Below are 20,022 nucleotides of genomic sequence, written 5' to 3' on the forward strand. Positions count from 1 at the left end.
TCTTTTCTGGTGATTTTAAAACACCCCTGAAAAATAGAAGGTGAGCCCCAGACAGCAATCAGAATCAGTGTTTCAATATTGATCGATGTAAATGCGGTCCATGATTCATTGAAGATCTCTAGATACCGTGGTCAAGCCACGGTAATTCGGTTTCTTGATTTGTCGTATTAAAGAAATTGAAGATCGAGAAATCATTTATATTGGCTTTGAGTAGACAGGTTAACTATGCTTCTATAGGCAAAAAGTCAGAGGCAACGGTAGGTTGGTAATTTTCGGCATCAAAATAAGTATATTCCCAAGCGTCTTGTCGGATCATCAGTTCACGTAAAAGACGATTATTGAGCCCATGTCCTGATTTATACCCTTCAAAAGCACCGATAAGCCCGCAACCCAAGAGATAAAGATCTCCTATAGCATCCAATACCTTGTGGGCGACAAATTCGGACTCAAAACGTAAACCATCTTCATTTATGACACGATAATCATCAACTACAATTGCATTATCAAGGCTACCGCCTTTCGCTAAATCATTTTCACGCAATTTCTCATAATCTGACAAAAATCCGAATGTTCGGGCCCGACAGATTTCTTTCACGTATGACGTGCTAGATAAGTCAAAGATTGCTGTTTGCGGTTTGTCATTGAAAACGGGATGATCAAAATCAATGGTAAAGGAAACTCTATAACCATTGTATGGAAGGAATTGCACATATTTGCCATTATCTTCAACACGGATAGGCTTTAAAATTCGAATAAATCGTTTCGCAGCACTTTGCTCGCGGATGCCCGCGGATTGAATCAAAAACACAAAAGGCGCAGCGCTACCATCCATAATAGGAATTTCAGGAGCATTGATATCGACATAGGCATTATCAATGCCTAAGCCGGCAAACGCAGACAGTAAATGCTCCACTGTCGCTACCTTCACACCATCGCGTTGCAGGGAAGTACACAGCATGGTATCGCCAACTTGATCATATAGCGCAGGAATCTCTACCACTGGATTTAAATCAATACGTCTAAAAACAATACCCGTATTAATTGGAGCGGGACGCAAGGTGAGTAGAACTTTTTCTCCAGAATGCAACCCAACACCTGTTGCTTGAATGACTTTCTTAGGCGTTCTTTGTTTTATCATTCAGTAATCACCTTTTGCTATCCCATTTTTTAGCGCAATAAACTACCAAATCATATCAGCAATTTATTGATTAGTCTAATTTTTTTGTAACTCTCTACAAACAGCAGTTTTTACTTCCTTATCCACAACAAGCAAAACAGACTGCTTTAAGACAGATACACAAAACATAAAGACTAACGGTTAATCATTATTCGACATTTTCCTCTTGTCGACGTAAAAAGGCTGGGATATCCAAATAATCTACATCAGGTATCGAAGTCTCGTTGGTTGGTTTTGCGGCTACCGCTGCCTGTTTACGGATCACTGCGGGCCTATCAAATTGCTGATAATCCAGTGAACCATCACTTCGAGTCGATTCCGCTATACGAGTCCTCGTTGTTATGTTTACTTGTTGTTGATGACGACCACCACGCTCACCTAAACCGGTTACGATGACTGTGACGCGCATTTCATCAGTCATCTCAGGGTCGATTACTGTACCGACAACAACTGTGGCATCATCTGAAATAAATTCTTTAACAACATCACCCACTTCCTCGAATTCGCCTATAGACATATCAAGACCTGCGGTGATATTAACTAAAATACCTCTTGCACCAGAGAAATTAACATCTTCTAACAACGGTGAGGCAATGGCTGCTTCTGCTGCCTGGCGTGCTCGTTGTTCTCCGGTAGCACTACCAGTACCCATCATGGCCATGCCCATTTCTGACATCACTGTGCGCACATCAGCAAAATCCACATTGATTAAGCCTGGACGAGTTATAAGATCTGAAATGCCTTTAACTGCGCCTAAAAGGACATTATTAGCTGCTTTAAAAGCATTTAAGAGGCTAATATTTTTACCTAGTACACTGAGTAACTTGTTGTTCGGAATGGTAATTAGCGAATCAACATGTTCACTCAAACGGCGAATGCCTTCATCAGCCGCCAAGGCACGCTGCTTGCCTTCGAAGGCGAACGGTTTTGTCACCACGGCAACAGTAAGAATACCTAATTCTTTTGCCACTTCTGCAAACACTGGGGCAGCACCTGTACCCGTTCCTCCCCCCATGCCGGCTGTAATAAATACCATGTCTGCACCGGCAAGAATTTCTCTAATCCTGTCTCTATCTTCTTCTGCCGCTTCTCTGCCGATCTGCGGATTTGCACCAGCCCCCAGACCTTTGGTGAGCTCTTCACCCAACTGAATATGGATCTTAGCATTTGAATTTTTGAGTGCTTGAGCGTCAGTATTGGCACATATAAATTCCACGCCATCAATATTTTCAGCCACCATGTGTTGAACGGCATTACCGCCGCCACCGCCGACACCAACAACTTTAATTACGGCATTGTCTGGCTGACTTTCCGTTAATTCAAACATTTAGACCTCTCCCCTCAAAAATTCTGCCTATGACGATGCTCCTATCCCAAATTATGACTGAAACGCAATCGGGATGGAACCTAATTTAACCTGCAAAATGCAGTTACATTCTACTGCAAACGCCAATGACCATGAATCTGCTCGATTTTTTAAAAATTCCCGTTAAACCATTCCTTCATCCGCGCCCACATTCCCTTACCGCTATCGCTGAAACTAGTTACATTATAACCACCTTCGTATTGTTGTTGAAACCCATGCAACAACAAACCTACCCCCGTCGCCATGGAAGGATTGACCGTCGCCTCAACCAAGCCTGATACTTGCTGTGCACAGCCCTGACGAACTGGCATTTCAAAGCACATTTCAGCCAATTCGATAGCGCCCCGCACACAGGCCCCACCTCCAGTCATGACCATCCCCGCTGCAATGCGCTGCTCGAAGCCACTACGGCGAAGCTCATTGCGAACCAATGAAAATAATTCTTCGTAACGGGCAGAAACGACATCTGAAAGTACTTTCGTTGATATCTTTCGTCCTGGCCGTTCATTCACACTAAGTACTTCGATCATTTCGTTAGCGTTGGACAACTCAGGCATTGCACAAGCATGCTTTACTTTAATGGCTTCTGCTGCTTTTGTGGGGGTGCGCAATGCCATCGCAATATCATTTGTCACTTGATCCCCCGCAATTGGAATTACCGCCGTGTATTGAATCGCTCCCTCTGCAAACACAGCAATATCTGTAGTACCGCCGCCAATATCAATGAGGCAAACGCCAAGCTCTTTTTCATCTTCTGTTAACACAGCATGACTTGAAGCCAGTTGCTCAAGAATAATATCGTTGACTTCTAAACCACAGCGTCGCACGCATTTTGCAATATTCTGGGCCGCACTAACCGCACCTGTTACAATATGGACTCTTGCCTCTAAACGAACACCAGCCATGCCGACAGGTTCGCGAATACTTCCTTGATTATCGATAATGAATTCCTGAGGAAGGATGTGCAGAATTTTTTGATCGGCGGGTATAGCAACGGCCTTTGCTGCATCAAGGACACGCTCTACATCTGCTTGAGAAACTTCCAGATCTTTAATCGCAACGATACCATGTGAATTCAAACTGCGAATATGACTACCAGCAATACCAGTATATACAGTGCGCACCTCACAGCCAGCCATCAGTTCTGCTTCCTGAACCGCCCGTTGAATGGAGTTCACTGTCGCCTCAATATCGACCACTACACCTCGTTTTAATCCACGGGAGGGATGACGGCCAATACCTATGATCTCAATCGCACCATCAGCCGCCACCTCACCTATCAATGCGACCACTTTTGAAGTGCCAATATCTAAACCGGTGATGATATTTTTTTCTGTTTTTTTTGCCATTATCTTCCCGCTTATTTTTTCCATTGCACCGCCATGCCTCGCGGATAACGTAAATCAACACTTGCCAATTGGTCCGATTTTTCTGCAAAAACAGCCGGATATGCTTTACAGAATCGAGTTATGCGGGTTTCTAAGTCCCGCTTGCCCAAGCGTAATTGTACGCCATTAGCAAGGGTGAGCTCCCATGCCTGATTATCACGCCAATCTAAAGAAGCTGCATGCAAACCATATATTGATAATATCTTACTCATTTTTTTATAAACTTGTAAGACTTCCTTCTGTTGATTCGCTGGACCACTAAGATGCGGTAAAGTAGTATCTAGTCTTCCACCCTCATTAAACAATTCGCCGTCTACCGTCATCATGGCATTATTCCAAGTGGCTATAGGAACTTTTTCGACTAAAATAATTTTCAAGGTATCTGGCCAAACACGCTCAATTTGCACTTGATCTGTCCATTCAAACGAAGCCAAATCAGCATACAATTTTCCCACAGGCAGCGAGAAAAAGCTGGAATCCCAGTATTTACTTAATATGGTCTCAATGTCTTTATGGGTAATATGGTGATAATTTGCAGTTATTCTGACCGTATTGATCGGGAACCTTTTTGGATCAGCCATATAGAGATAGACTAATCTTGCTGCCAAGAAAAGCGCACACATAATCAATAGTGTTAGAAAGCTCGCATAGCGTAATCGTCCCCTATTAGCATCCATCCGCTTATCCCATTACCCGTTATCAGCTATTCTAATTACGCTAACCTCAATGTCATTATTGATAATCTGTTACCAATTGTTGCCGGCAACGTTGATGAACCATGGCCAGATTGATCAACTCATCTAATAACTTTGGATAAGCTAAACCACTAGCTTGCCACATTTTTGGATACCCGCTTATAGGAGTAAATCCTGGAATGGTATTAATTTCATTAAAATAAATTTTACCATTCTCTTCATTCACAAAAAAATCAACTCGAGCCATACCCTTGCACTTTAGCCGAGTAAAAATATCAGCTGCAATTGCTTGTAAACGTTTTACTGCATCAGCGTTAAGCTTGGCTGGGGCATGGAATTCTGTTTGGTCACTTTCCAGGTATTTTGCCGTATAAGAGTAGAAGCCATCGGCATGATGCACACAGATTTCCCCTGGTAAACTAACTCTTGGAGCACATGAAGGAGAGGTATTCTCAAGTACGGATAATTCGATTTCACGACCTGGAAGAAATTCCTCCACTAAAATCATTTCATCATACCGCAAAGCATCTAGAACCGCGGCTTTTAGTTCAGCCATATTTCTTACTTTATGAATACCAACACTTGAGCCTAAAGAACAAGGCTTAACAAACAAAGGCCAACCCAGCTCAGTTGCTGTTTGCTGACAAAATTGTTCCTTGTCTTCAGCCGTGCTATGCCAGGAAAGGGTCCGATATCGCGCCGATTGAATATGGTCGTTGCAGACAAGCCGTCTGGCCATATCTTTATCCATGGCAATTGCAGAAGACAACACACCACAACCCACATAAGCAATACCAGTTAGCTCTAACATACCTTGTAAACAACCATCTTCATAAAGAGGGCCATGCACAACTGGAAAAACCACTTCGGCATCAACAGCCAACCGCCCATTTGCCATTAGACTGGGTAAGGATTGCGAGCGCGTTGCTTTTACTGGCAACCCTTCTTTAAAAGTGAGCATTTCCTGATAATCATTTAGATAAAACTGTCCTTCTTTACTCATACCAACTGGGATAATGTTGTACTTTTTAGCATCTAGCTCCCTCAAGACTGAAGCTGCAGAAACTAAGGAAACCTCATGCTCTCCAGATTTGCCACCATAAAGTAATAAGAGATTAATAGATTCAGACATTAAAGATCTCCGATAATGTGTACTTCACGAACCAGCTCAATGTTTGTTTGCTGCTGCACGGTGTCACGTACTAACTCGATTAATGATTCAATATCTCGAGCCAAAGCATTACCATTTTGGTTGATAATAAAATTGGCATGTTTTTCTGACACAACCGCGCCTCCGATTTGCTTACCCTTGAGGCCACAAGACTCGATAAGATAGGCAGCAAAATTATTCGGAGGATTGCGAAAAACCGAACCACAATTATATTCGCTCGTTGGTTGTGTTTTAGCACGATGCTCTAATAACTCTTTAATCCGTTGTAATGATTTTTCCTTGTCACCCTTCGCAAAACGACAGGTCGCGGCAATAAACCATTCATCTTGCAAACCAGCTACGTGACGGTAAGCTATCTCAAACTCTTCTGGCTTACGAATACGCGTCTCACCATAACGAGTGATGGTTTCTACTTCAATCACAGATTGCCAGGTTTCACCACCAAAACAACCTGCATTCATTCTTAAAGCCCCACCCATTGTCCCAGGAATACCAGCCCAGAACTCTGCCCCAGCTAAATTAGCACGAGCACAAAATCTTGCCATGGTAGCACATGATACACCTGCCTCAACGTGCACCAATCCTTCGCCAATTAATTTAATTTCCTTTAAGCATCCCTGAGTTAAAATAACCGTTCCCGAGAAACCTTTGTCTCTAATTAAGGAATTGCTTCCTAAACCCAACCATAATAATGGCTCATCCTTAGGTAACTGTTTAAGGAAAAGCACCAGATCAGGAATGCTGGTGGGCTTATATAACTTGCTCGCAATCCCTCCGACACGCCAGGTTGTATAATCAGCCAATGGCTCATTAATGAGCAACTGACCTTGATACATTGCGGCATCCGTTGAGGTCATCGTTCTCATGCTGATTCTCGCACTGAGGACTGCATTAAATTAAGTGCCATTTGGCCGATATTACCGGCACCTTGCATCAAAATGACACTACCATCCGTCACCAACTCATCCAATGTTTGCATCAGATTTTTATCATTCACTAATCTAGCATTCGGATGGTGCTGACTTATTTGCTGTAGCAAAAGCTCACTGCTCAACCCCGGAATTGCCGGCTCTCCAGCGGGGTATATATCCATTAAAAGCAACTCATCAGATAAACTTAAGGCACTAACAAATTGATCAAACAACGATTGGGTTCGGCTATAGCGATGTGGTTGGAAAACATGAATTAAACGTTTATCTGGCCACACACGCCGAAAAGCATCAATCGTTGATATGATTTCTTGTGGATGGTGACCATAGTCATCCACAATAATGGCAGAGCCTCGCTCAAAACGTCTTTCACCCAACATCTGAAAGCGCCTACCGACACCTTGGAATTTGAGTAAGCCATTGATAATAGCATCATCACTCACACCGAGTTCGCTAGCGATAGCAATTGCTGCCAACGCATTTAAAACATTATGGCGGCCGGGCCAGTTAAATTTAATGTTCAATGGGTTACAAGGCGCAGGTCTTTCAACCGTAAATTCGCTTAGCAAACCATTTTGTGTCCAGTTTAGTGCGCGATAATGGGCTTCTTCACAGAATCCATACGTTTTTGTAGGGCGTTGGACAGCAGGTAAAATGCGACGAACTTCCTCATCTTCAATACAAAGAACAGCTAAACCATAAAATGGTAGATGGTGCAGAAACTCAATAAATGTATTACGTAATTTATCAAAATTATCGTCGTAAGTTCCCATATGATCAGCATCAATATTAGTCACCACAGCCATCATGGGCTTTAAGAATAAAAATGAGGCATCACTTTCATCGGCTTCAGCCACAAAATAGGCAGATTTACCTAATTGAGCATTTGAGCCACAGCTGTTTAATTTACCACCAATCACAAAGCTGGGATCCAATCCTCCTTCTGCTAGTAAACTGCTTACTAAGCTTGTTGTCGTGGTTTTCCCATGGGTACCAGCAATAGCGATGCCATAGCGAAACCGCATAAGCTCAGCCAACATCGCTGCTCGCGGGATAACAGGAATTAATTGCTCAAGAGCCGCGACAACCTCTGGATTGTTTGCATCAACAGCAGTCGAACGGACGACCACGTCCGCCCCTCGAATATTTTCAACATGATGCCCAATATAGATTTTGATACCCAGGGATTGGAGTCGTTGCACTGTACGACTTTCACTTAGATCAGAACCAGTAATACGATAGCCTTCATTGTGCAAAACCTCAGCAATGCCACACATTCCAGCACCACCAATCCCAACAAAATGAATTTGTTCTACTCGCCCCATCCTTGGTGATAGAAACTGCCCTATGTTTTTCACAAAATTCCCCTTTATTTAAGAGGTTGGCGCTCTCAGTCCTAGAGACTGCCAACGATTTTCGTGATCAATACGCAATAGAAGCGCGATCACCACACAATTCACTACCATACTGGCGCCACCGTAACTTAGCATGGGTAACGTCAATCCCTTCGTAGGTAGTAGTCCCGAATTCACACCCATATTAATAGCAGCCTGCAAACCTAACCAAAACGTTAAACCATAAGCTGTAAACGCAGCAAACAAACGTCCTTGGTTAAAAGCAGTAAAACCTATTGTCATTCCTCTAACGACCAATATGGTATACAAGATTAATACCAAAAAAACGCCAACTAATCCCAATTCCTCAGCAAGCACAGCAAATAAAAAATCCGTATGAGCTTCTGGTAGATAAAATAATTTTTGAACACTATCCCCCAGTCCGACACCTAGCCACCCCCCACGACCAAAAGCGATGAGCGATTGCGTAAGTTGATAGCCACTATTAAATTGATCTGCCCAAGGATTAAGAAAGGCTGTTAAACGAGCCACCCGGTAAGGAGAGGAAAAAGCAAGCACAACCAAACTAAACGTCACAATGATCAATAGTCCAACATAATAACGTAGTTTAACTCCTGCCAAAAACAAAAGTGCCATCACCGTTCCAGAGATAACGACAGTAGCACCAAAATCAGGCTCCATAAGCAATAACACCGATACTAAACCCAAAACAATCATCGGCTTGATGAAGCTCAAAATACTCTGATGTATACTAGTATGTTGACGAACCAAATAACCAGAAACATAAAAAATCATTATTAGCTTTGTTAATTCAGAAACTTGAATCCCAATGGGACCAAGCGCAAGCCAGCGCCGAGAACCATTAACGATGCGTCCAACACCTGGAATTAGGACAATTAATAACATAAGCAAACAAATTAGCAGTAAAGACACACTCAGTTTTTCCCAAAGACTACTGTCTATTCGCATCACAACTAAGGCGACTAAAAGTCCGGCAATAAGATAACAAGCCTGTCTGATTAAAAAATGAAAAGGCTGATGGTAGTACTTTGTAGAAATCATGACTGAGCTTGAAGCAACCATCATTAAACCAAGAATCAATAGTCCCAATACAGCGCCCATCAGCCATTTATCATAAAGGGCGATTGGTTTACTGGTCGGTTTCCCACGCAAATTGTAATGTCGAGGCTGCATAGTGCTCACAAGTTACCCACCAAATGGCTAAATGCTTCACCACGATGATTAAAATCACGAAACATATCAAAACTTGCACAGGCAGGAGACAACAATACGACATCACCTGGTTTTGCTTGTTGTTTAGCAAGTGTCACTGCACCATCCAAGGAAGACGCGCGTAACACAGGCACCACATCATCAAGTGCGTTGGCAATTTTATCTGCATCTTCGCCAATCAAAACCACCGTACGCACATAATCGGTAACAGGTGTACGCAAAGGCGTAAAATCGGCGCCTTTCCCTTGGCCACCAGCAATTAATACGATCTTCCCTTGCATGGAACCTCCTATTCCAGAAATGGCAGAAATAGTTGCTCCAATGTTCGTTCCCTTAGAGTCATTGATCCAATCAACATTATCAAGTGTTCTCACCCACTGACAACGATGCGGCAGACCACTGAAGGACTGTAAAACACTGACAATATACTGCCTATCAATTCCTGCAGCTGATGCTAATGCACAAGCTGCCAATGCATTTTGCCAATTGTGTTTACCCTTAATATGGAGCTTATCTACCTCTAAAAAGCAATCCTCTCCTCGAGCAAGATAATTAATGCCATTTTGTTCAACAATGCCCCAATTATTGGATTGGGGACTATTCAAACCATAATTAAATCTATTCGCTTGCTGATACGCAGGTAAGGGTTGTGTTAGTTCATCATCACGGTTGTATAAAAGGAAAGCAGCATTGCGATAAATACGTTGTTTAGATTGCGTATACGCTTCAAGCGTATGGTGTCTATCCAAATGGTCAGGAGTGACATTTAAAATCGTTGCAGCTACTGGTTTAAGCGAATGTGTTAAGTCCAATTGAAAGCTGGATAACTCCAAAACCCACATGTCATATTGTTGCGCATCATCTAATAAATCCAGCACTGGCAAACCAATATTCCCGGCTACAGCAACTGTTAATCCCGCTGCTTTAGCCATTTCACCGACTAAAGTGGTTACAGTCGACTTGCCATTGGTTCCAGTAATAGCAATGACAGGTGCGTGAATTTCCCGAGCCAAACACTCAATATCTCCGAACACCGGGATATTTAATCGAAAAGCTTCTTGCAAAAAAGGCTCATCCAGAGATATACCTGGACTGGCAATAATACCCTCTAACTGCTTATAAATTGCTGTGGGCAATTCCCCTAGAAAAACATCCACTCCAGGAAATTCAGCATTAAATGCAGCCAGCCCCTCAACATTCTTGCGAGTATCAAAAACCACAAACGGTTGATTACGCCGACTCAGAAAGCCTGCGATTGAATGCCCTGTTTTGCCTAATCCTGCGACTAGATAGAGTGGTTGGTTCATGATTATGCCCTACCGTAATTTTAAGGTTGCCAAACCGCAAAGCACAAAAACGACAGTCATGATCCAAAAACGAACAATAACTTTAGGTTCAGACCATCCTTTCAATTCAAAATGATGATGCAATGGCGCCATACGGAATAAGCGCTTACCGCCGGTGTATTTGAAATAACCAACTTGCAAAATTACAGATATTGTCTCAAGAACAAATAAGCCGCCCATGATTAGCAGGACCAATTCTTGTCTAACGATTACAGCAACCATTCCCAAGGCAGCGCCTAGTGCTAGAGACCCTACATCTCCCATAAATACCTGGGCGGGATAACTGTTATACCAGAGAAAGCCGAGGCCAGCACCGACAATCGCTGAACAAAAGATCGTTAACTCTCCTATGTTCGGTACAAAGGGGATTGCCAGATAATGCGCATGGAGGGCATTAGAACTCGCATAGGCGAATATCCCTAATGCTCCAGCAACCATAACAATTGGCATGATGGCTAAACCATCTAAACCATCGGTAAGATTAACCGCATTACTACTACCCACAATAACGAAATAAGCCAATATGGGAAAGAAAGGACCAAGGTTAATCAGCAGGTCCTTAAAAAACGGCACTGTTAACTGTGTCTGCACAGGAATTTCTGCCGTATGATAGAGAAAAAGCACTGCTGCAAAAGCAATCACTGACTGCCAAAAAAACTTCCAGCGTCCAGGTAAGCCTTTACTATTTTTACGCACCAGTTTGCGATAATCATCAATCCAACCAACTAAGCCAAACCCTGTGGTTACCAACAACACCAACCATAAAGCAGGTTGTCGTAGATCACCCCATAGCAAGCAACTTACAATGATAGCCAGTAGGATCAAGACACCTCCCATTGTTGGTGTGCCCGCCTTTGATAAATGCGTTTTTGGTCCGTCATCACGTACCATTTGACCAATTTGCAGGCTTCGTAACCAGCGGATCATCATAGGACCACAAAAAAGGCCCACAAGCAGCGCAGTTAAAGAGGCCAGGATAGAACGAAATGTTAGATATTGAAAAACTCTAAACGCATGATACTGTCCTTGTAGTAACTGCGTTAACCAGTAAAGCATCTTTTATACCTCATTCATGTTAGGAGCACACCCAAAATAAAATTGCCTGGGATAAATAACGCAATTCTCAGGCCGCGCAAAAAGTTGCCAAGCATACCATATTCTGGGTGATTCAACCCACCAGTTGACGCACAATTTTTTCCATTGCCGCAGAACGCGACCCTTTTATTAAAACCGTTGTATTCTCATCAAGTTTACTGAGCAAATCTTGGGCCAAGTCTTCCTGGCTTTTGTAATGTTTTGCACTGGACCCAAAAGCTTTACTGGTATGTATACTATGAACGCCACACGTCAACAATAAGTCAATGCCCTGACGTTGAGCAGCATGACCTACCTCTTCGTGATGTTGTTGCGTCCAATCACCAAGCTCCCCCATGTCTCCCAACACTAGAATTCGTCGACCTTGGCGCTTAGCAAGAACAGCAACTGCAGCTAATACGGAACGTAAATTCGCATTGTAAGTATCATCAATCACCAGAGATTGATTTTTGCCCTTTAACAAAGTCATACGGCCAGGAACACCACGGAAATGGCTTAATCCTTGCGTAATATCAGCTAAAGGGATACCAACAGCATAACAGCAACAAGCAGCAGCTAGAGCATTACGCACAGTATGTTCGCCAGGGACGTGTAGAGTTATTTGTGCATGGCCTGTCGGCAAGACAAGTTCAAATTTGGCACAACCATCCTCATTATAAGAGATGTTGCGTGCATAAACGTCCACAGGTTTCGTTAAAGAGAAACGCAAAACCTTTTTGCCTGTTAATTTAGCATCCCAGAAGTGCGCATAGTCATCGTCATCATTAACGACAGCAGTACCATTAGCATTAAGCGATTGATATATTTCGCCTTTGGTATTTGCAACACCATCAATAGAACCAAATTCACCAATATGCGCTGGTGCGATGTTATTAATCAAGGCTACGTGAGGGCGCACAATCGCTGCTGTATAAGCAATTTCTCCTACATGATTAGCCCCTAATTCGAAAACTGCATAACGATGTTGCGCATTTAATTGCAGCACACTTAAGGGAGCGCCAATATGATTGTTTAAATTTCCGGGTGTGGCGAGTGAGGGTTTAGGTAAAATAGCAGCAATCATTTCCTTCACAGTGGTCTTGCCATTACTCCCTGTTAAGGCAATGATGGGACAGTGGATGGTTTCGCGGTGGCCGATGGCAATTTTTGCCAGGGCTTGCAAGGTATCAGCCACTACGAACTGCGGAACAGCCACCTTTTTATTTGCTCGACTGCATACTACCGCGATGGCACCCTTGGCTACCGCTTCTTCAATGAAATCATGACCATCAAAACGCTCTCCCTTTATCGCAACAAATAAATTTCCGGGCTTAAGTTGACGACTATCAATACAAACGCCTGTAATCAGATCGTTTTGAGAGCAAGTAACGCCCAACAATTCCGCAAGGTGATTTAGGTTCATAGTGCTTTAGTGTGGCTAAAAGGCTTAGTGTACTGATTATTGCCTTAACTCACCAGTAAGTGGAGTAATTTTGTACATTATTATTCTTGTGGTAACCCCGGATGTTCGCTAATGCGACCATCCAGGCTACCGATGTTTTCATGTTTTATAGTTAATTTGTTTAACTTTAAAAAGCAAGTGTACTAACCTTTCCTGCTCTGCGTCATTACTATCGATACCAAGCAGCTTTGTACGAGAAGTAGCACCACGCAAGATGCTCATTTGCTTTTGCGTAACCTTAAGGTATTTAGACAAATATTGAATGAGCATTTTGTTGGCTTTACCGTCCTCAGGCCTAGCTTGCAAGCTAATTTGCAAGCCCCCTGAGGAATCGAGAGAAATCTTGTTTTCTTTGGCGCCCGGTTTGATTTTCACTTCAAGCTGAAGTTGCCTAGGCGCACGTTTAAGCCAGGATGGGCAACTCATAAGTCTCAGGAATATTTAACATACGATGATAACGTGCAAGACTTACCTCGGTTAGTGGCTGTCGTTGATCATCGAGCAAATAAGTATCTAATCCATCAGCAAGTTGCTTGGCCGTTTCATGCATAATCGTAAGGCGTTCAGCATCGATCGTTGGATTACCTGAAGATTGCATAAATAGGCAAAGACCTCTAGCACTAAAAGCCCCAATATTTTGTAAATCAAAGACCCCACTTGCTGTAGCTGCAGCCAAACTGCAAAGCACCGGACCTTGGCCATTAGGATACTGGTGGCGATGAAAAAGATGGCCTTCTCCAAAACGCAAACCAGCTGCCAAGACAGTTTGTAATAATTCATAACCTGCAAGTTGACGATTTTCCTTCGCGAGCAGAAACATCACCACTGATTGACCAGCATCACTGGTTTGGAATCCTAAGTGTTGCTTCTGCGGTTCCTCACCTCTCGGTGCTTTTGTCGTAACGTTTTGTATTAATGGAGCCTCCTGCTGATGTTCCTCATCGGGTAAATCATGACTAACTTTACGCACTGCTATAATGTCATCAAAATTTTTATTTTCCACTTGCCCCAGTGAGGGTTGATAGCTGATAGGGTTTAAGCTTTGACGCCTTGCTCTCATCAACCGCCCTATAGCAATAATAACTCCAATGAGTAACAGAACATTAAGGATAAGACTCCAATTTGCCTGCATGTTTAACTCCTCTATTAAAGAGCTCTAAAACTTAAGATGAGCTCATAGACAAGGCTTGTTCTACATCGACTGCAACGATGCGCGAGACCCCAGGTTCACGCATCGTTACCCCAATCAAGTGGTCTGCCAATTCCATGGTTATTTTATTGTGAGTAATAATCAGGAATTGTACGAATTGTGACATCTCTTTTACTAAACTACAAAACCGTCCAACATTAACATCGTCCAGTGGCGCATCTACCTCATCCAACATACAAAATGGTGAGGGGTTCAATTGGAAAATTGCAAACACCAAAGCGACCGCGGTCATAGCTTTTTCTCCACCAGAAAGCAAGTGGATGGTGCTATTTCGTTTCCCTGGAGGCTGGGCCATCACCAAAATGCCAGCTTCTAACAGATTATCACAAGTCAACTCCAATATGGCACGTCCGCCACCAAAAAGACGTGGGAAGAGAGCTTGAAAAGCGGTATTCACTTCATCAAACGTATTTTGCAGTCGCTGTTGTGTCTCTCTGTCCATCTTTGCGATTGCCGCATCCAGGGTGGCTAGGGCTTCGCTAAGATCCTGATATTGTTCATCCAAATGTTGTTTACGTTGTCGCTCGCTGTCATATTCTTCAATCGCTGCCAAGTTAATTGCACCTAAGCGTCTAATTTTTTCGCCAATCTCCTCTAAAGATTGTTCCCGCGCTGCCTGAGTCATTGTTGTCTGCAGATTATTTAATAGGTTATCCAGACTAACACCAAGCTCTGTCAAAGCTTCGATGACCCCGGAGGCTCTGACAGCAAGCGCTTGCTCCTGCATTTGTGCTTGTTGAATTTTTTCCTGCAAAAGCTGTGCATTTTTCTCTTCTGTGCGTACAAGAGCTTCAAATTCTTCTGATTGCTGAGTTAAAACCTGTAAATTATCCCGAGCATGGTTAAGGTGGGCATCCAATTCCTGATGTTTAAGAATTTTCTCATTGAGATCGCTGGTTAGTGTTTCCTCTGGAAGTTCAAGTTCCAGAAGACGAACAGATAGTTTTTCCATTCGCTCCTTAAAGGTTTCGAGACGCAACTGCTCGCGTTTAATGTTCTCTTCCAATTGCTGAGTTTTAAACTGTTCGCGATCATAAGCCAACTGTGCCTGACTCAGGAGTGATTTCACTTGCTCGAGAGCCTGCTGATGCTTTAGCAAGATTTCTTGCCAGCTGGTTTTTTGTTCAAGCAACTGCTTGCGCTCTGTTTCATATTGCTGCCCCTCATTCCGCGCAACATGCAACAATCGTTCGCAGTTTTCCTGCTCTTGCCCAAGCTCCTCCAAATAGCCTAAACATTCTTCATTTTCCTGAGCCAAGAGATTTTTCCTCATCTCTGCTTGCTGCAACACCCTTTCTTTATGAGTGATTTCCACTTCACTCATTCTGTATTCTTCATGGGTTTTTGCTAAAGCTTGTTTTGCTACCTCTAAACGTTGTTCTGCTGCCTTAAATTGCTGATGGTATTGCTCTCGCGTGATTTTTAGCTTAGACAACTCAGTTTTCGCTGCAACCAGCGCCTCATTTAAATGAGTCAATTCCTCTTGGCGAGACAGCAATCCATGTTGGTCATTAGAAAATGTTTTGGCAATTTTAACCCAGCCTTTGGCTAGCCAATAACCGTCAGCTGTGATAATCGATTCTGCGTCATCTAAGTGAGGGAGCAAAGACAACGCTTCATCCACATCATTGGCCGTATAAACGTTATCCAGGTTATGTAGCCAGCTCGGGTGAATACCCGCTATCTTGTCTATAAGACGAGAATAATTAGACGTTGTATTCTTTGATTGCGCTGATGTAAGGAAGTAAGCTCTATTTGTTTCTATCTCTCTAAGTTTTGGCCATAGATCATTTAAATTTTCACAAACTGTAGCTTGTAGAGCCTCCCCTAAGACAACTTCACAAGCATGTTGCCATTCTTTTTCAACGCTTATTACTTCAACCAGCCGAGGTTTTCCATGCCAAGAGTCAAGCGGGGTCTCTCGTGTATGACCCAAAGCGGTTTGCTGTGCTGCATGGATTGCTGCTTGCTTCGTACTTAGATCATGCAGATTATCCTGACAATGACGAACCTGCTCTTCAATTTCAGCTATTTTTTGACGATATGCTGCAATTTCTAAATTAACTTGTTGATGAATTTGCTCGTCTTCTTGGAGTTGTTTCACCAGCAAAGAACTGGATGTTTTTTGCTCGGCAAGTGCTTGTGTCAGATGTTCTAACTCACTAGAATGTTGCTCTTCTGCAATTTTTTCCAACCGAGTTAGCAATTGTTGACGGCGTTGATTTAAATGTTGCAAACGTACTTCTTCGATCTGAGTATTACGCAGAGCTTTATTGAGTAGACTCTCAATCTCATGGATTTTTGCATCCCAAGCAGCCTGTTCTTTTTGCGTGCTCTGGAGTGTTTTTTCCTTAAGAGAATACTCCTGTTGTAATTGCTGCAGATTGTCTTGCAGTTCTGCAAGCCGCTTCTCGCTGATTTGTATTAACTCGCTGTCTTGTTGAATTTGATTGTTTGTTACTTGCCAATCGCTTTGAACTTGCTGCTGATCTTGCTTTAGAAGCTTCCTTTCTCGTTGGTTTTGTTGAATAGAATCTTCCAGTCGCGCAATTTCTGTGGCCAATTGATAGAAATTCGTCTGAATTTGCTGAAAAATTTCATTGTCATTATGCAGTTTTTCACGAAAAACTGTGCTTTGTTTAAACGCTTCTGCGGCCTTTGCCTGGTGCTTTTCGTACTCAGCAAAAAGAGTTTTGATATCATTTTGCTTTGCAGTCTGCTCAGTCCTCAACGCTTTCCATTTTAGTGCCAAAATCTCAGCCTTGCATAAACGTTCTTCAGCCTTTAGCCTTTTAAATTGTTGGGCAGCTTTGGCTTGGCGCTCAAGCCGTTGCAATTGTTTATCTAACTCATCACGAATATCCGTCACACGTGCTAAATTTTCACGAGTGTGTTCAATACGAACAAGCGTTTCGCGGCGTCGCTCTTTATATTTAGAGATACCTGCAGCCTCTTCAAAATATGCCCTTAATTCTTCAGGTCGAGCTTCAACAATGCGAGAAATCGTCCCTTGTCCGATGATAGAGTAACCACGAGCTCCTGCTCCCGTCCCTAAAAATATATCAGTGATATCTCTACGTCGGCAGCGAGTACCATTCAAATAATAAGAGGACTCTCCATCGCGCGTGACCACTCGTCTTACGGAAATTTCTTGGTAACTTCCGTATTGGCCAGCCAAACGACCAAGGCTATTGTCGAAGATAAGTTCAACGGAAGCTTGGCCTACGGCTTTTCGCTGACTCGAGCCATTGAAGATAACATCGGCCATTGATTCACCGCGCAGATTTTTTGCTGAACTTTCACCCATCACCCAGCGCACAGCATCAATGACATTTGACTTGCCGCATCCATTAGGACCTACGACTGCTACTCGTTGGCTGGGAAAGGGGATGACAGTAAGGTCTACAAAAGACTTAAATCCGGCTAGTTTTAATTCTTTAAGCTGCATTGGTGGCGCAATAAAAATAAATTGGCGGAATTGTAACCTACAAGCAGTCCGTAGGAGAAGAATTGCTTGTAATGGAATGTAGGTTGGGCCTTGGCCGCCCAACATTTTCCGGGTTTGTTGGGCCAAGGCACAACCTACGATTACTTTTTTTCATTCACTGCTTGCTAAGCTAAGTAATAACTATAAAAATAGGTGAGCAACTCACCCCTGTAGGAGCTCGGATGACTCAGGATACAGAACTTAGGGATCTCATGCACTCCGTTGCCTTAAAAAGTCTTCAGCTATTGGATGGTTTAAGACAGCAACCTGTGCAAGTACCTGCCTTAATCAAGCAGTTTATTGATTTAACAACGGATTTCCAAACATTGTTAGCCGTTATTCTAAAAAATCCGGAACAAGTGTGGCAAATGCAAATGGCTTATTGGCAAGATGCTCTAAGTTTAGCGCAGGAGCAATTCAATCACTGGCTTGAAGGGACGCCAATGCCTATTGAAGATCGTCGTTTTAGCAGTGAAGAGTGGGTGAATAACCCGTTTTTTAACTTACTCAGTCAACATTATTTGTTAGCCAGTGAACACTTCAATTCACTTCTAGAGCATTTGGATTACGGTGATAAACAACTTGCCAAAAGGGTGCAATTTTTTGCCAGACAATACCTTGATGCCTTGTCTCCTGCTAATTTTTTACATACAAATCCGCAATTAATGGCCGAAACCATTCAAAGTAACGGTAAAAATTTATTGCTTGGTTTGCAAAATCTATTAACAGATATGGAATCAGGTTCATCACGTTTAATCATCAAGATGACGGATATGGATGCGTTTAAAATCGGTGAAAATATTGCGACAACTCCAGGGAAAGTTATTTATCGCAACGACATGATGGAGCTTATTCAATTCACACCGCAGACGGATCACGTAAGAAGCATTCCGCTGCTAATCATACCCCCGTGGATTAATAAGTACTACATTCTAGATTTAAGCCCTCATAATTCTTTAGCTGCTTGGCTTGTAAAACAAGGGATCACCGTGTTTATTATCTCTTGGGTTAACCCTGATGCAAGTTATGCGAAAAAAGGGCTTTATGATTATCTTAAAGAAGGCCCTCTGACTGCCGTTGAGGTCATCCGAAAACAGCTTCATGTAGAACAGGTGAATACTCTTGGTTTTTGTATTGGAGGTACTCTTAACGCGTGCATGTTGGCTTATTTAAAGGCACTAAAAGAAAATCCTATTCATAGTGCAACCTTTTTGGCATCGATGATTGATTTCAGTGATCCAGGTGATATCTCTGTTTTTATTGATGAACAGCAAATTCGTCGTATTGAAGAGGAAATGCATACCAAGGGGTTTTTAGATGGCCGTTTTATGGCGAGCACATTTAACTCTTTAAGAGCAAATGACTTGGTTTGGTCGTTTTTCATTAAAAATTATTTGCAGGGCAAAAATCCAGTACCCTTTGACATTTTGTACTGGAATGCCGATGCTACGAACATGCCTGCAAAAATGCACTCTCAATATCTGCGCTGGATGTATCTCCATAATAATCTAATCAAACCTGGGAAAATCCAGTTAAACCATGTGCCATTAGATGTTAGTCAGATCAATGTACCAACTTTTTTTGTCTCTACACAGAAAGATCATATTGCGCCATGGAAAACGACATACCGAGGTTTTCAAGCAATGAAGGGAAAAAAACGCTTTCTATTAGGGGGTTCAGGACATATTGCCGGCATTGTTAATTCACCTCCCTCGGAGAAATATGGTTTTTACCGCAATCTAAGTACAAACCAAACTGCTGACGAATGGTTGGCGAAAGCTACCCACCACCCTGGTTCTTGGTGGCCAGAATGGTTAAGTTGGCTTGAACAGCAATCTGGCGAATTCATCCCTGCTCCAGATTTTAGGCAATTACCGTTCAAAGCCATTATGGATGCACCTGGAAAGTATGTACATAAAACATATAAAGAGACCACTGAATCAAATTTAGTAACTGCGCCACAAACAAGCCTTGATGACCTTGTGACACCATCTTTAAAAGAAACTGAAGTGACTGAAGAACTAATTGCTTGACTCTTTAGAACACCGAATTACCGTGGTCAAGCCACGGTAATTCGTTTTTTTTGATTTGTTAATTAGAAAACTTGAAGATTGAGTTTTAAATAAAAT

15 protein-coding genes are annotated in these 20,022 nt (G+C 42.7%); 1 reads left to right on the forward strand and 14 read right to left on the reverse strand.

Going from position 1 to position 20,022, the window contains the following annotated elements; translation table 11 throughout:
• Positions 1-223 precede the first annotated feature (223 nt).
• From lpxC to smc, 14 genes are all read right to left on the reverse strand, one after another.
• Positions 224-1,138 carry a UDP-3-O-acyl-N-acetylglucosamine deacetylase gene (lpxC, locus tag CKV79_RS11900; RefSeq protein ID WP_028372596.1) on the reverse strand — a complete coding sequence of 305 codons (915 nt, stop codon included), beginning with the start codon at positions 1,136-1,138 and terminating at the stop codon, positions 224-226.
• 187 nt (positions 1,139-1,325) lie between these two features.
• On the reverse strand, positions 1,326-2,504 hold the full coding sequence (gene ftsZ, locus CKV79_RS11905; RefSeq protein WP_028372597.1) for a cell division protein FtsZ: 1,179 nt from the start codon (positions 2,502-2,504) through the stop codon (positions 1,326-1,328).
• A 149-nt stretch (positions 2,505-2,653) separates the two neighbouring features.
• A complete protein-coding gene (gene ftsA, locus CKV79_RS11910) occupies positions 2,654-3,892 on the reverse strand; it encodes a cell division protein FtsA (protein WP_028372598.1) in 1,239 nt (412 codons plus the stop codon).
• A gap of 11 nt (positions 3,893-3,903) precedes the next feature.
• Positions 3,904-4,608: a cell division protein FtsQ/DivIB gene (locus CKV79_RS11915; protein ID WP_028372599.1), complete on the reverse strand. Its 705-nt coding sequence runs from the start codon at positions 4,606-4,608 to the stop codon at positions 3,904-3,906.
• A gap of 55 nt (positions 4,609-4,663) precedes the next feature.
• The gene (locus CKV79_RS11920; protein WP_028372600.1) at positions 4,664-5,758 is read right to left on the reverse strand and encodes a D-alanine--D-alanine ligase family protein; all 1,095 of its coding nucleotides are present in this window, start codon (positions 5,756-5,758) and stop codon (positions 4,664-4,666) included.
• Positions 5,758-6,654, reverse strand: coding sequence for a UDP-N-acetylmuramate dehydrogenase (gene murB / locus CKV79_RS11925; RefSeq protein ID WP_028372601.1), 897 nt, complete (start codon positions 6,652-6,654; stop codon positions 5,758-5,760). The genes CKV79_RS11920 and murB overlap by 1 nt, the downstream gene beginning before the upstream one ends.
• A gap of 5 nt (positions 6,655-6,659) precedes the next feature.
• The gene (gene murC / locus CKV79_RS11930; RefSeq protein ID WP_028372602.1) at positions 6,660-8,084 is read right to left on the reverse strand and encodes a UDP-N-acetylmuramate--L-alanine ligase; all 1,425 of its coding nucleotides are present in this window, start codon (positions 8,082-8,084) and stop codon (positions 6,660-6,662) included.
• 15 nt (positions 8,085-8,099) lie between these two features.
• Entirely contained in the window at positions 8,100-9,275 is a 1,176-nt protein-coding gene (gene ftsW / locus CKV79_RS11935; protein WP_028372603.1) for a putative lipid II flippase FtsW, read from the reverse strand.
• Positions 9,276-9,280: 5 nt separating this feature from the next.
• Entirely contained in the window at positions 9,281-10,621 is a 1,341-nt protein-coding gene (murD, locus tag CKV79_RS11940; RefSeq protein ID WP_028372604.1) for a UDP-N-acetylmuramoyl-L-alanine--D-glutamate ligase, read from the reverse strand.
• A 9-nt stretch (positions 10,622-10,630) separates the two neighbouring features.
• Positions 10,631-11,716 carry a phospho-N-acetylmuramoyl-pentapeptide-transferase gene (gene mraY / locus CKV79_RS11945; RefSeq protein ID WP_028372605.1) on the reverse strand — a complete coding sequence of 362 codons (1,086 nt, stop codon included), beginning with the start codon at positions 11,714-11,716 and terminating at the stop codon, positions 10,631-10,633.
• Between the two features lie 112 nt (positions 11,717-11,828).
• Positions 11,829-13,157: a UDP-N-acetylmuramoyl-tripeptide--D-alanyl-D-alanine ligase gene (locus CKV79_RS11950; protein WP_028372606.1), complete on the reverse strand. Its 1,329-nt coding sequence runs from the start codon at positions 13,155-13,157 to the stop codon at positions 11,829-11,831.
• A gap of 138 nt (positions 13,158-13,295) precedes the next feature.
• Complete coding sequence (locus tag CKV79_RS11955; RefSeq protein WP_051546091.1) at positions 13,296-13,622, reverse strand: DUF167 domain-containing protein; 327 nt, start codon at positions 13,620-13,622, stop codon at positions 13,296-13,298.
• Positions 13,600-14,328 carry a cell division protein ZipA C-terminal FtsZ-binding domain-containing protein gene (locus CKV79_RS11960; protein WP_028372608.1) on the reverse strand — a complete coding sequence of 243 codons (729 nt, stop codon included), beginning with the start codon at positions 14,326-14,328 and terminating at the stop codon, positions 13,600-13,602. The genes CKV79_RS11955 and CKV79_RS11960 overlap by 23 nt, the downstream gene beginning before the upstream one ends.
• 31 nt (positions 14,329-14,359) lie before the next feature.
• Positions 14,360-17,854, reverse strand: a complete 3,495-nt coding sequence (gene smc, locus CKV79_RS11965; protein ID WP_028372609.1) for a chromosome segregation protein SMC — start codon at positions 17,852-17,854, stop codon at positions 14,360-14,362.
• Between the two features lie 221 nt (positions 17,855-18,075).
• Between smc and CKV79_RS11970 the strand changes: the two genes are divergently transcribed.
• Positions 18,076-19,926, forward strand: coding sequence for a PHA/PHB synthase family protein (locus CKV79_RS11970; RefSeq protein WP_081778034.1), 1,851 nt, complete (start codon positions 18,076-18,078; stop codon positions 19,924-19,926).
• Positions 19,927-20,022: the final 96 nt, after the last annotated feature.

Origin of the sequence: Legionella lansingensis, from assembly GCF_900187355.1 — a bacterium.
GTDB classification, from domain to species: domain Bacteria; phylum Pseudomonadota; class Gammaproteobacteria; order Legionellales; family Legionellaceae; genus Tatlockia; species Tatlockia lansingensis.